This window comes from Bacteroides sp. AF20-13LB, assembly GCF_003603065.1.
GTDB lineage: Bacteria > Bacteroidota > Bacteroidia > Bacteroidales > Bacteroidaceae > Bacteroides > Bacteroides uniformis.
On record NZ_QTMH01000023.1, the window covers coordinates 1 to 13,400 of the forward strand.

General features: G+C 45.1%; 17 protein-coding genes. 2 read left to right on the forward strand and 15 right to left on the reverse strand.

Going from position 1 to position 13,400, the window contains the following annotated elements; all coding sequences use genetic code 11:
• Positions 1-272 precede the first annotated feature (272 nt).
• Positions 273-647, forward strand: coding sequence for a four helix bundle protein (locus DWX62_RS20620; RefSeq protein WP_004319006.1), 375 nt, complete (start codon positions 273-275; stop codon positions 645-647).
• A 300-nt stretch (positions 648-947) separates the two neighbouring features.
• Positions 948-1,352 carry a hypothetical protein gene (locus DWX62_RS20630; protein ID WP_009017593.1) on the forward strand — a complete coding sequence of 135 codons (405 nt, stop codon included), beginning with the start codon at positions 948-950 and terminating at the stop codon, positions 1,350-1,352.
• 27 nt (positions 1,353-1,379) lie between these two features.
• Here the strand turns inward: DWX62_RS20630 and DWX62_RS20635 are convergent, their stop codons facing one another.
• The 15 genes from DWX62_RS20635 to DWX62_RS20705 form a co-directional block, all read right to left on the reverse strand.
• Positions 1,380-2,354: an IS982-like element ISPrsp2 family transposase gene (locus DWX62_RS20635; protein ID WP_013613710.1), complete on the reverse strand. Its 975-nt coding sequence runs from the start codon at positions 2,352-2,354 to the stop codon at positions 1,380-1,382.
• A gap of 59 nt (positions 2,355-2,413) precedes the next feature.
• Positions 2,414-3,298: an IS1595-like element ISPrsp1 family transposase gene (locus tag DWX62_RS20640; protein ID WP_009017594.1), complete on the reverse strand. Its 885-nt coding sequence runs from the start codon at positions 3,296-3,298 to the stop codon at positions 2,414-2,416.
• 246 nt (positions 3,299-3,544) lie between these two features.
• Positions 3,545-3,856 (reverse strand): hypothetical protein, encoded by a 312-nt coding sequence (locus DWX62_RS20645; protein WP_081032677.1) that lies wholly within the window; start codon positions 3,854-3,856, stop codon positions 3,545-3,547.
• A 23-nt stretch (positions 3,857-3,879) separates the two neighbouring features.
• On the reverse strand, positions 3,880-4,470 hold the full coding sequence (locus tag DWX62_RS20650) for a DUF4948 family protein (protein WP_009316585.1): 591 nt from the start codon (positions 4,468-4,470) through the stop codon (positions 3,880-3,882).
• Between the two features lie 70 nt (positions 4,471-4,540).
• Entirely contained in the window at positions 4,541-5,089 is a 549-nt protein-coding gene (locus DWX62_RS20655; protein WP_117678524.1) for a hypothetical protein, read from the reverse strand.
• Between the two features lie 144 nt (positions 5,090-5,233).
• Entirely contained in the window at positions 5,234-6,244 is a 1,011-nt protein-coding gene (locus DWX62_RS20660; protein WP_009316587.1) for a hypothetical protein, read from the reverse strand.
• A 75-nt stretch (positions 6,245-6,319) separates the two neighbouring features.
• Complete coding sequence (locus DWX62_RS20665) at positions 6,320-7,015, reverse strand: Imm19 family immunity protein (RefSeq protein WP_117678525.1); 696 nt, start codon at positions 7,013-7,015, stop codon at positions 6,320-6,322.
• Between the two features lie 69 nt (positions 7,016-7,084).
• Positions 7,085-8,203 carry a site-specific integrase gene (locus DWX62_RS20670; protein ID WP_009316590.1) on the reverse strand — a complete coding sequence of 373 codons (1,119 nt, stop codon included), beginning with the start codon at positions 8,201-8,203 and terminating at the stop codon, positions 7,085-7,087.
• 297 nt (positions 8,204-8,500) lie between these two features.
• Entirely contained in the window at positions 8,501-9,040 is a 540-nt protein-coding gene (locus DWX62_RS20675; RefSeq protein ID WP_230324552.1) for a hypothetical protein, read from the reverse strand.
• Positions 9,037-9,792 carry a DUF4261 domain-containing protein gene (locus DWX62_RS20680; RefSeq protein WP_009316592.1) on the reverse strand — a complete coding sequence of 252 codons (756 nt, stop codon included), beginning with the start codon at positions 9,790-9,792 and terminating at the stop codon, positions 9,037-9,039. Before DWX62_RS20680 ends, DWX62_RS20675 begins: the two co-directional genes overlap by 4 nt.
• 145 nt (positions 9,793-9,937) lie before the next feature.
• Positions 9,938-10,858, reverse strand: coding sequence for a hypothetical protein (locus DWX62_RS20685; protein ID WP_004328541.1), 921 nt, complete (start codon positions 10,856-10,858; stop codon positions 9,938-9,940).
• A 50-nt stretch (positions 10,859-10,908) separates the two neighbouring features.
• The gene (locus DWX62_RS20690) at positions 10,909-11,175 is read right to left on the reverse strand and encodes an immunity 17 family protein (RefSeq protein ID WP_004328542.1); all 267 of its coding nucleotides are present in this window, start codon (positions 11,173-11,175) and stop codon (positions 10,909-10,911) included.
• Positions 11,176-11,186: 11 nt separating this feature from the next.
• Positions 11,187-11,645: a hypothetical protein gene (locus DWX62_RS20695; RefSeq protein ID WP_009316593.1), complete on the reverse strand. Its 459-nt coding sequence runs from the start codon at positions 11,643-11,645 to the stop codon at positions 11,187-11,189.
• A gap of 35 nt (positions 11,646-11,680) precedes the next feature.
• Positions 11,681-12,334, reverse strand: coding sequence for a hypothetical protein (locus tag DWX62_RS20700; protein WP_004328544.1), 654 nt, complete (start codon positions 12,332-12,334; stop codon positions 11,681-11,683).
• A gap of 37 nt (positions 12,335-12,371) precedes the next feature.
• On the reverse strand, positions 12,372-13,400 hold the full coding sequence (locus DWX62_RS20705) for a DUF3137 domain-containing protein (RefSeq protein ID WP_004328545.1): 1,029 nt from the start codon (positions 13,398-13,400) through the stop codon (positions 12,372-12,374).

The window sequence follows — 13,400 nt, forward strand, 5'->3', positions numbered from 1 at the left end:
GCAAGACAGTGGTATCAGGCTTAAAGTCTGACTGGTACTGGTCCTCCTCGGAGTTCTACGACTATCCGGCGCGCCGCGCTCTTTATGTGAGTGTGCGCAACGGCGACGTGTTCCGCAGCTATAAGTACAGCAGAAGTAGTTTCGTGCGTCCGGTCTTGGCTTTCTGACCTATTTACCTATTCAATCTATTTATCTATTTGCGGCGTAGCCGCTCGTTGATAAAGGCTGAATACCCGCGAAGTGGGTCGGAAAAATTTTTGAAAAATCGAGTTATGGCATTATCCGAAGAATTACCCCTATACCGCGACACTTACCGGTTGTTGAACAACCTGTTGATCCTGACGCAGGATTTTCCGCGCTTCTTCCGCTACAGTATGGGCAGCCGTATGGTGGATTTGACTTTGGATATGCTTTCTCTGATTTACAAGGCGAACAGCAGCTATGAAAAAGTGGGCGTATTGACCGAATTTCTCGACCGTTACCGCATGTTGCAGATGCTTTTCCGCGTATGTGTGGAGCAGAAGGTCATTACCGAGCGCAAATACGCCTCGTTCGGGCTGCTGTTGGAGAAGATAGGCAAGCAGGCTACGAGCTGGAAACAATATAACGAACGCGGAATGAAGAAACAGGAAGATAAAAGGCAATGATTTATCAGTCGGGATTCGGGCGGTCAAGGCTTCCCGAAGCGAACTGTTTATTATTGAAAAAGGGTTGTCGGCAGGCTTTCCTCGTGCAGGGAGGCTCGCAAAGACAAAAACAGACAACATTTACTGGTCCTCCTCGGAGTTCTACAACAATCCGGCGAACAACGCTCTTTATGTGAATGTGAACAACGGCAACGTGAACAACAACAATAAGAACAACAGAAATAGTTACGTGCGTCCGGTCTTAGCTTTTTCAATAAAAATTTACCGAAGTATTGTAAATTTCAAAAACAATAAATCAAAATGAAAAGTTCAATCAAAAAAATGTCAGCACTGCTGACGATGATGGCTGTCGCCATCCTTACTTTCACCTTCACCGCTTGCAGCGATGATGACGATCCTGTGACGGAAGTGACTTACACCTACGGCTTCTCCAGCATGTCGGCCTCACACCCCGACTTTCTCGAAGAGATGGGGAAAATAGAGAACGCCTTCCAGTCAGCCCTCGGTATCACCGGCAAGCTCTTCACCAAGAAAGGTACGATAGAAGAATGTGACAAACAGGTTTACGAGGCTTGCCGGAAAGCATTCGATTCGCTCAAAAGCGAGGCCTGGCAAGGGGATTACACCTTCCAGGTTACGAACGTAGGAACAGGCAAGGTGGTATGCACGGCTACATTCAGTGCCGACAACGAAAACTTTATATAGTTTTATTAGCATGACCTGTTGGCGGAATTAAAATAGCGCATATTTAACTCTGCCAATAGGCTTTTCATTTTTGTAGTTAATATATTGAAGGATTGTAAGTGCGCTAATCTTCCCAATAATCCGGGCAAACAATCCATCTGTATCTTTCGCATAATTCCTTATAATCATAAACTGGTCACACAATTGCGAGAATAGGGTTTCAATTCTTTTTCTCGCTTTGGCAAAAGCTGGGAATGTTGGCTTCCATTCTTTTTGATTACATCTGTATGGTACCTCCAATCTGATATTGGCAGTTTCAAACAAATCCAATTGCACTTGGGCACTTATATATCCTCTGTCCCCTATGACTGTACAATTACTATAATCCACTTTCACATCCTTCAGGTAATGAATGTCATGCACACTTGCCTTAGTGAGGTCAAAGGAATGGATGATACCACTTAACCCGCAGACTGCATGGAGTTTACACCCATAATAATACATGCTTTGTGATGCGCAGTATCCTACCCCAGGTGCTTTTCTAAAATCCTTCTTTCCCATACTGCAACGTTTGGAACGGGCAATACGACATACTTCTATCGGTTTCGAATCAATACAGAAATAGTCTTCACCACCATCCATTTTAGAAACCATTCTTTCTCGGATTGCATTACATAGGGAGGAAGTTATTTTACGCCTGTCATTGTATTGTCGGCGGGAAATAAGGTTGGGTATTTCAACCCTATATTCCTGTAGCTTTGCAAACAACAGCGACTCACTGTCAATACCAACAGCCTCTGATGCCATGTTCAAAGCCACTACTTCAAGGTCTGAGAATTTAGGGACGACTCCTCGTCTTGGTACATTCCCGGATTCATTGACTAAATTGCCGGCAATTTGCTTGCATATGTTCAGTAATTTTGCGAATATTGCATATAAGTTGTGCATACGATATTTGTCTATTAAAAGTTTAGTCACCTTTAATTTACTAAATATCAACAATATGCACAACTTTTTAAACATAAATCTTTTATAATTTATAGGTATAGGCGTTTAGAGCGCACTACATTCACAGCTGATTATCAGTCAGTTTTCTTTTGACAAATCATTCGACGAAGTAGCATATCGAAGATTGTGTCCATATTATTACGGCGGTTGAACCTGAAATGATACTCGTCAAGGTATCCTTGAAGATGCTCTTTGGAGCAATGGTGGTGTATTCCACGCAACCATCCCTTTATGTTCATGATGTGAATATGAATCTGTGGATGCCCTTTGCCCTTATCCGAAGGGCGTTGCTCCAATTTTGGATAATCTTTCTTTAACGGCAGGTAGCCTGACCATTCATCGGTTATGACTTTTGCGTCCTTTGATATGTATCTGTCGAAGAACGGACGAAAAGAACTTGCCGAAGCATCATCTATCACTTGGGCATACGCACGTCCCACGCCGTCTCGGACAATCTCCAACGCGACTATCACAAGCTTCTTTTTGCCTTCCGTGCTTCGTCCAATGATTCCTTCCTCTTCTCCTCCGATATAAAACTCATCGACATGTACCTCTCCTTTAAGAGGATAATTACCGCTGCTCCGCATGGCTTTCTGTATCTTACGCTTGAATTCCCATACGGTTTTCTGACGCATACAATATTCTTCCGCCAGTTCCAAAGAGGACATCCCTTTCTTCTTTGTCGATATTTTGAAGGCTATGTGGAAAGCGTAGACAAGCGGGAATTTTATCTTGTCGAACATGCTTCCGCTGGTAACGCTCTCGTCATACTTACAGCGTGTACAACGGCGAGAATAGGGATATCTGTCATTGCAATAATTGGTATGACCGCATTTCTTGCATTTGAAGCCGTCTGCCCACTTTATCGAGGACAAGTACTCAAGGCATGAGGCATCATCGGTAAAACGACTATAAAATTTGATTGATTCCACTCCTTTGAATTTATCGCGTTGTTCCATGCCTGCAAAAGTAGGCAAAATCCATAAAGTTAGTGCGCACTAAACGCCTATACCTATAATTTAATTCCGCCAACAGGTATCATAAGGAAGAAACTTCAGAACATTCGGTCTTCCTTTTTTCTATGGTATGCTCAAAAGCATTTTTTGGGGATGCTTGTTTGGACGTTCTCCCTAAGGTCGGTGGAGCTGTCTCGCCCGAAAGTTTCCCGGCGTTTAATCGTTAGTTAGGGACAATAAAGCAAACCCCTATCCATAAATGACTATACAATTCCAACAACATCGAAGTAGTGTCAGTACAAAATGTACCAACAGTATTTTTCCGCTATACTTGAAACGATAGCAGGCAGATGCGACAAAGCCGATGGCACTCCAACCAATCGCCACCCGGCTTGTAAAGATATAGTTTTCGGAAGATTCATAGCTCCAACCTAATCCTTCACAACCTATCGGGTAAAGTTCCGGATGCTTTGAGAATTGTATAGAATCACTGACAACCATCCACAGCAATAGCAGACAGCATAGTCCCCACAATATCCTTAATACCAATCTTGATTTCATATTGTTTTGTTCATCATTTCAGGTTATCGTAAATGGTCTAACTCGATGTACCAACCTTCCTTGATGGGCTTGTAAAGCGTGGTGTCGTTGTACGTCCTGCGGTAGATCTCGTTTAGGTCGCCATGTTCGGTGATACGGATATTCCGACGGCTTCTCAATCCGGGATCGTAAACGAAACTCTTGGACGTTCCTGCATCTACGATACTGTGGGAGTAGTACGGCATAAAAAGGCTCACATATACCGAATCTGCCGTTTCCCATTCCCTGCGATCAACAAGGATAAAACCGCATCCAATCTCTGATAACAGGGAGTCGAGTAGGATTCGGTCTGGCTTTAACAGCCCATATACCGGGATGTCTTGTTCGTCATTTGATTCATAGGATGTATCACTTTGCTCTATTGAATCAAGTATAATGATCCCGTCAGGAGAAAGTGGCGGGTAGTGAAAACTACCTTCTGAACTCTCTGACATGATTTCGTACACCTTACGGAACGCCGCCTCGTGCGTGGCAAAGTGGCGTATCATTTCCTCATCGCTTGGCGGCATAGGCGGTTCTCCGCAGCTTGCAAGAAATAGTGTAATAAGAACCCCGATTACGTAATACATTCTCATGTTCTTCCAGTCTTATAACTACTTTAATAAGTAAATTAAGAAATTGCTTTCGCTATTTTGCCATTGAGTTTTACTTTCTCTTAAAATCGTATTTGGAATAAATCATGTCAAAATTTTCATTCTGTTCCCATGAATATCCGTAGAGAAAGAGCAACGTGTTTTCTGCTCCGCACAAAACCTCTGTCAAACCGTTATCGGACAAGATTTCTTTTACCTTTGGATATGTTAAATAGCATAACTCAATGTTTAATAGCGATGAAATGTGATCGCGTTGGGCATCATCTATATTCAAGTGGATGGCAGTAACGTTTGGCGGGACAGGGAGTTGTGATGTCTCAAATTTTATTTCATCATCAGGATGTTCCTTGAAATACTTTTCAATCTTTCTCATAACAGCTTTGGTTACATGTTGGCACAGCGACAAATCACATGTGGACATTTCCATGTTAAATTTGAATGTATTGTTGAAAGCTTTCTGTAGCACAGCTTCAACACCAATTGGTTCGCCTTTGTGCAACCTGTCACAATCGAATGGTGAGTACTTCGGATGCAACTCTTTCACTTTCCAATAACCCGTTCTATATTGTGTAACCCAATCTCCAATATTGATTTTTTTCATGGCATTATTTTTTTTGTTCAATCTTTTCCTTCAAGCTTTGAATGTTCAGCAGGGAATGGCTTACCGTTATCCTGCGTTGTTATCAGTATTATATCTTTTTCATTATTTAATCTAATGGTTCTTAGTTTATTGTAGTTAAAACAATTATTCTAATTGTGTGTCTGTCTTCATTTCTCTCTGTTTGCTTTCCCTTATCGCATCTATCTCTTTATAGGTGTCGTCCACAATTTGATGGGATTCCGTATTTAGTTTCTTTGCATATTCCTGAACAATAGAATTTATTTCATGATAAATCCAGGCGGCTACAATCAGTATTGCAAAGACAGCCAATATTTTCTTTATCGGTTTGAAGCGGAGCAGATAACCTAAGAAGGCAAACAAGATATAAGCGATGTATATATACCCGGTATTGAGAGTCCTGCCAAAATATTCCAGTCTATGACGTCGCAGTTCGTTTGAAGTTTCCCATGCACCGATTGCGTGCTGGTACAATTCTGTATGTGCTACCAACCTCAGACTGTCTTCGTTGGCAACAGGATGAACGGCATCTTGATACACAACTCCGATTTCTCTCAATCGGTAGCTGTCATAGGCTTTTGATGCTAAGGTATCCGGAAGTATTGAGAGCAGCAGACCGCATGTGTCAATATCAGCCTGAAAAGATGTTTCAAGAGAATCAATCTGGGCTATCAGCTTTGTTTTAGACATAGACATCGGCTTTTTGTTCAATATCTGTTCTATGCTTATACCGTACTTGTCCGCCAGTGACCGGGGATAGCTGTGGTTCATATCAACTATTTTTCCGACGGATATGACCATCATCTGTGGACGCACAAACCAGTCATAATAATAAGTCATTGCCGACAAAGGAAGGACAAGAATCAGACCGATTGCCAATGTCCGGAAAAAACCGGTCCACTTTTCTCTATCCATAGCCCAAAAGACCAGGAAGGTTGCAACGCTCAAACTGTATGGAATCAGAGATGTAAATGCTGTCAGTCCTAGCTGCACACAAAAGCTAAGAGCTTCTTCTGTAGGCAGATCATAAAATGTACCTTTGTTCACTTCCTTGATTACAAGTCCCGCAAAGCCACACGCCACAGCGATAGTAAAAATCACAATAAAATAGATGCAATTCTTCTTCAAATGTTTCATATTCTTTTTACTGATAATGTTCGGTGGCTAACCGACCCTTATCTGGGGAGGTTAAGCCGCTTGTTAGTTGCATATTTACAATTTTGACAAAAGAGTATTCAGTTCTTTAATATCTTCTTTATCATCTTCGTACCTTAAAGCATTTCTATAAGAATGATTACTTAAACAGATAATTCCTATTTCGGGAATATCTAATATATCAGAATCTGGTATTGACAACCCATACAAGATACATTTGCCTATGTACTCAGAATGTTCACGAAATAGTGGGATTTGTTGCAGCCTTTGGACTATTTCATTAAGTGTATCCTCTTTCTCTTGTTCTCTGATTGCACACAGAGGCAACAGAAGATGAAATAACACATCTCCATATTTTAACTCTGCAATACGCATCAATTCTGGATATGTGAGATATTTCAAATGAAAGTTGCCACTAACCTCACCAATTACAAAATCATTCAAAAAATAGTATGTACTACAAGGATGAAATTCCATTGTCAATGTAACATCACTGCCGATAGGAAGTGTTAGAGTTCTTGGATTTTCTATTTCACCTTGATTTTCGGATGTTTCCAATTCAATTTGAGATAGCCAGCCCCAATATTCCTTGTACCTCTTTTCATCTAACAATGCTGGTGCAAGTTCTTCATCCCATACTTCATCAAAATTCACATCCCTTTCTTCATCAAAGGCTTGAATATGATGATGCAACATTACGTTCCAAAAAAGCGCATTTGAGAACGAATATTCTTTTTCTGATATTACATTCATTTTTGTTTCGTTTTTGACTGCAACTAACGTTATACTATCAGCCGATTTGGTTGTTATTTTCTTTAAGTATCAGACCTCGTCTTCCTCCATCAACAGATCGTCCAACGGGCTTTTGATATTGCTTTTGAAAGTGTCGGCTATGTGGACATACCTTTCCGTTGTCTTGATGTTGTTATGTCCCATAAGCTCTTTCACAATTTTGATGTCGGTTCCTTGCTCCAGCAAGTGGGTGGCGAACGAATGGCGCAGCAGGTGCGGATAAATCCGTTTCGTGATTCCCGCTTCCCGAGCCGCAGCCTTCAACCGTTTCGACACGATACTCTCGGTGAAAGGTTCGCCCGGTCTGTGTTCAAAGAGCCACACTTTCGGTTTGTATAGTCTGTTATATTCCGTCAGCTTTTTCATCAACGGTTTTGACAGCAGGGTGTAGCGGTCCTTCTTGCCCTTTCCCTGACGCACCCGTATCAGGGAGCGGGGTTCGTTGATGTCGCCGGGTTTCAGTTCCAGCAGTTCGCTGATGCGCAACCCTGCGGAGTAGAGTATGGAGAACATACAGAAGAAACGCAGGTCTGTCACTGTCACGTCGAGTATTTTCTTTATTTCCTCCTTGCTCAACACGTCGGGCAGCGTCTTCTCCCGTTTGGCACGGTTCACCTTGTAACACCGCCGTTCCTGACCGAGAACTTTCTCGTAATAGAACTTGATGGCGTTGATACGCTGGTTTTGCTGGCAGGAGGATATGTTTTTCTCATGGATGAGATACAGCAGGTAGTCGTTTATCTCGTCGGGAGTAACCGTTTCAATCTTACGCCCCTCGAAATATTGTTGGAAATCGCGGAAATAGGAGGTATATACCCTTACGGTATGGTCACTGTAACGCACTTGCTGGAGTTTTTCCAGATAACCTTCCGGCAGTGGCGGCCGTTTGTCTTCCTCTTTACGGGGTGCGGTTTCCTTGATGGCGGAATAGTCTATAAACGCCATTTTCACATAGCGGTCGAAGAACTCGGCAAGCACGAAATTCTCTGCCGGCAGATAAGCTCTGCCACCGACAAGCAGTACGTTTTCTTCCTTCGACAGCGACAAGCGGATGTCATTGTCATTACCGAAAGTCACTTCGACAAATTCTCTCCCGTTTCTTACCACAGGAGAAAGTTTGATTTTGGGTTTTGGAGTATATATTTCCATGTTTTTTAAATTTTACCGGTCCCACTCGTTCAGGATTTCTCCGCTTATGATATCATATCGTATCCAGTGTCCCGTCTCGCGTCCCTCGGTGTATTCGCCTTGGACTGCGATATCGTCCCGGTCGATTTCTTTCCACGAACCGTGCTTGTAGCCGTTCTTGTACGAGCCGGATTTGTAGGCGTACAGCTTGCCATGTAGGTGGGCCGTGTATTCGTAGGGGCCGTCCAGTTCGCCGTTCTTATAGTGGCTGACGGTTTTGCTGACCCATCTCTCGGTGGTATCCTCGCTGATTTTCCATTATTTTCCCTCTTTCCGGTCGTCGGTATAGTTTGCCTCGTAGATCTGCTTGCCGCTTTTCGGGTCAAAGCGTTGTTCCTTGCCGTTCCGCTTGCCCTGCCTATATTCCTGAACCATGTCCGGCTTCCCGTCGCTGAACCATGTCCTTACCGTACCGTCTATCTTCCCGTACTGCATGGGTGCTTCCCGTTGCGGTGTCTTTCCGTCCTGATGATAGGAAACGAACAGACCATGCCGTCTGCCGTCGGTATACTTGCCCTTTTCCCGCAGGCTGCCGTTGCGGAAACGCCTGTACTCGCCCTGCATAACCCCTTTGGAAAAATGCACTATTTCCTCATCCTGCCCCCGCAAGATACGGAATTTGCCCGATAGCGGACGTTTTCCGCCCTTCAGATAATGGACGACTGTTCCATGCTGTTCGTCCGTGGTGGTTCGCAAGTCACCGGATTCCACGATCCGCTGTGCGAAGGCAGAACAACACAGCAGCGTGAGAACGATGGCCGCAAGCATTTTTCTTATGTTTCCCTTTACCTTTCTCATTCGTCCGGATATTCAAGTTTCAATGTCATGCCGTCCAAAGCGATGCCTTCGCTAAGCGTGATGGCAAGTTTCTGTTCTTCGGAGCATCCTATGGTTTCCCCGTCCTGCAAGGTGACATCATCCGACAGGATATAATGCACGATGTCCATTAGGAAATCACGGATGTCACTCAGATCGGCAGGGGCATACACTTCGATTTCCTCTTTCCCGAATTTTCTCAGTCCGTAGGTATAGATGCCGGGGATTCCTTTCTGTGTGCGGTAGATGCCGAACCATACCCAGTCCATGACGGGCAGTTCATCTTCTTGCAGGAGTGCGGCCATATCCCTGTAAAATTCGGGTTGGAACACCATACCGTCGGTATATACCGCTGTAGCGTAGGACTGTTTCAGGCAGGAAGACGTGGCTCTGGTGAACAGTTTGGCTCTCTCCAGCAGGTTGGATTGGTCTCCGGTCACGGATACGAGGATATGAGCCTCGTGTTGTCGTGCCACTTCTGTTGCATCTTTCCACAGGTAGTTGCCCTGTGCATAGTGTTCCGCTTCTCCGTTGGGTACGGGACCGGGCATGATGGCTATTGCCAATGTCATGCCGCTGAACATTCCGACAAGTACGTCCCCGTTGTCGTCGTCATCGGTAAGGACGATTCCCCAGTCTTCCTCGAAGTCATGGATGAACTGTTTCTTGTCCCATTGATTTTGTGAAAGCAACACGGACGAGACAAAGCATCCTTTGATATTATCCTTTTCCATATAGTTCTTTCTTTTTGAGTCGTCAATTATTGAAGATTCTTGCGCAAGATAGGTATTTTACCCTGATTCCTTGGTACTTTCATCTGTTAATATACGATAAATGCAGGCCCTGCCTGTGACTTTACAGATAAAGGTTGCGCTCCGTTCAATAGATGCGCACATACTGTACTTCCCCGTCAAGCAGTTCAACATAGCGGTTGTCGGAAAAGCGCAATGTCTCCAGAGTCCTGCCTTCCTTCTTGACTTCCGATTTGTGGTATGGTTCGCCCCACGCGGCGATGACCATTTCCCTCGTCATGCCGGTATCGACCTTGCGGAAGGCAATCAGCTTCCCGTATTTCTCGCCGTACCGTTTTTCCAGCTGGCCGATACGTGCCGTGCTTACAAACTCGTACACCTCGTCACCGCCTATAGGAAATGCTTCCACACGGACACCGTCAGCACCTTCCATCAGCAGAAACGCCCCGTCACTGTTCATCTTCAGGCCGATGTCCACACAACGGTACTCCGCACCTTCAGCCGGGGTGATTACCTGACCGTCCTCGGTCTCGACGGCCTTGGCAAGTGACAGGAATGTCTGTCCGACAAAGCGTTTCAGTTTCTCATAATACCCTATACAGGTCATGCTCAGCGGATACCTGAATGGGTTGTAATACATCTCATCACCGCTTTCTTTTTCACGGAGCAGCAGGCAGCATCCAGCCGACAGGTAGTCTGTCTTTGTCCAGACCTTCACTACCTCGTAATATTTCCCCACTACCTCTTTAGAAGGGGTGGTACTGATGTTGACCGCCTTGTACACCGTTCGGTCATCCCCGGTAAGGAAATTGACCGTGTAGAAAGCATCCCAGTAGCCGTTCCTGTCATTTTTTACCCCATGCATGTACAGGGTCTGTCCCGGAAGGGAAGTGAAACTCCGCTTCTCCACGTTCGTCAGGCTGTCATAGGGGTGGGCATTTGTCACCGTGTACTCTTTCAGTCCATCGTTCTTGGGAACGATGTTAAGCTGTGCATGGGCATACATCACCGTGCACAGGAAGAAGGTTATAATTGGAATTGTTTTCATACTCAATCACTTTTTAAGTTTACAGGTGGCATCCGGGAAAGAGCACTCAGCTATTTGCCGGAAATAGAGAACAGGTACAGAGACAGTCCTATCCCGACGGCAAGAATCACTCCCAGCCAGAACCGGAAAGTTTTCGGACCGAGCAGATTCATCCAGAAGTTACCTCCTGTACTACCCGGACGGGAATACGTCCACTTCCAGCCACAGATGACACCGACAAGCCATATCAGAAGCAGGCCCGCCACGACCAGATAGCCGTAGCGGGGTTCCTGCTGTATCAGATTCGGAAAATCCTTTATTTTATCCAACCATTCCATATCTCACCGGTTTATTTTTTCAAGAGCGCCGCAAATTCTTTAAGCTGTGGCAGTCCGTCAAAGAAATCAACGTCAAATTTGGCCGTTGAGCCGTTGGCGAGGGTGATTGTCAGAATACCATTGTCGTAATTGTAGTTTGAACTGGATATTTCCGACAATGTAAAAGAACGCATCTCAACATTTCCTTTCACGATGACCGGGTATGTCACCTTATCGCCGTCAACCGTGATGATACAGCTTTTGGCAGCCAACTTGCGGGCCTTATGTATCTTCCGCCAGGCTCTGAACAGCATGTACAGTCCGACAAGGGCAAGGATGATGGCTGTTGGTAACGGTCCGAGGATGCGAAGTGTACCGACTTTTATACCGAAAGGATAAACTACCGGTACTATTATCAGTCCGGCACCGACAAGGATTTCAGTCAGATTGTCCTTGATGGACGATTTGGAAGAATAATTGAATGTAGCCATATTCGGATATTAGTGAAGTTATTCGTTCGGTGATATTATTTTATGAAAAAGTACCAGATAAGCAGAGCCGCGGTGATGATTATGGACAGGACCGTCATGGCCGACCTGTATTTTTCGACAGCAGGCGATTCCTGCGGAGCTTCAAATTCCAGTATCGTAGGTGCTTGGCCTATCGCGCTATTAGGAATAGCCTCTATCTTGAACTCGTTGGGCTGTTTTTCAATGCCGATCAAGGCATAGGCACAATCAAGCTGATTGGCCTTTCTTGGCGAGAATACCGATTTGCTGAACAGGATGACGCCGTCATAATGATCGCTTATTTCCATTACCGAATCCATATCCCGTTGTCCTGTCAGTATATGACGGCCTGTATCAGGATCTACTATGTAATAGTCATAGCCACAGGACTGTACGGAATCATAACGGATTTCACCGATTTCCAGCGTATCCACTTCAGCCTTGATGCTCTGAAGGGTGGCCTCGTCAATTTCAGTCCCTTTCAACGGGCAGGCATACAGGCAATAGCGGCTGTCTTCGTGCATCACGGTTCTGATGGGATAGAGGTTTACTACTTTGCGGTTTTCCAGTTTGAGGTATGTCTTAGACAATTTGCCGATTGCTTTCCCGTTATAACCGGCCGGAACAGCACCTCCTTCAAGAATGGCTGACAGATTTTTAAGTTCGCTCATGTTGTAATTCTTTTTATTCGTTTTCGATTATTGTTGATTATTTGATTCCATTTTCTACAGTGAGACAGAAGTTCACCTCCCTGTACAGTTGTTCCAGCAGATGTTCGTCATCCAGCGACTTCCTGCCGGGACGTAAGAAACCGTCCGGAGTGTCGGATGCGTAGTAGAACATGTTCCCGTTGAAGGAGAGCATCAGGTCACGGCTGAAGGATTTCCGCAGGGCGGTCAGCTTCCGCATCATCGCCGGGGTGAGCACCATGCGGGCTTCCACCTCGTCATCCGCGTACACGGCAAAATGCCTCTCGAACTCCGGGTCTTCCAAATGTACGAATTTTGCCCCGTACTTTTCCTTCATTCCCTGGATTGTTTGCGCCAGGTAGCCGATTTTGTTTTCCAGATGGTCGGGCAGCAGCATCACGTAGCCCCTGAAGGTGCGGTTCAGCTTGCAGCACCCGAACATGCCCCTGAAACTGTGCATCGTGCTCTCTATCCTGACTCCGAATATCGGACGGATAAAATACTGGTACGGCACTTCAAGGAAGTTGAAGGCCGAGAAATCTTTCGAATTGGCTGAAGTCACACCGGCATCCACGACAGTCATCATGTCATTTCCGACGGGAATGTCAAGACGGCCGTAACAGGTCGAACTTACCGAATTGCCCGATGACAATGCCGTTCCGAACAGGCGGCTGTCCGCAAAGACTTTCGGCTGTATGGAACCGGAAGGATTGTACCTTGCTCCCGGGAACAGCAGGTAGATGATGTGGGCCATCGTGTAGGTTTCCCTCTTGTTCAGCGCGGCAAAACATTTCATGAATGCGAAATGAAGTACAAAAAATACGGCAAAGCCTATCATGAGGTATTTTCCCGTGGTGACGGAAGTCTCATAGTCAGTACGGTCCACGAGGAATCCGCCGAAGATACAGAAACCGAACCACACGACGGTACACAGATAGACAATGGAGGTCAGGATGCGGAACACAATCCGGAGCATCCTGATACGGGACATCTCTTTCTTCATGTGAAGGGAAATGCCCTTGAAATCTATATTCTGACTTTCTTCCAT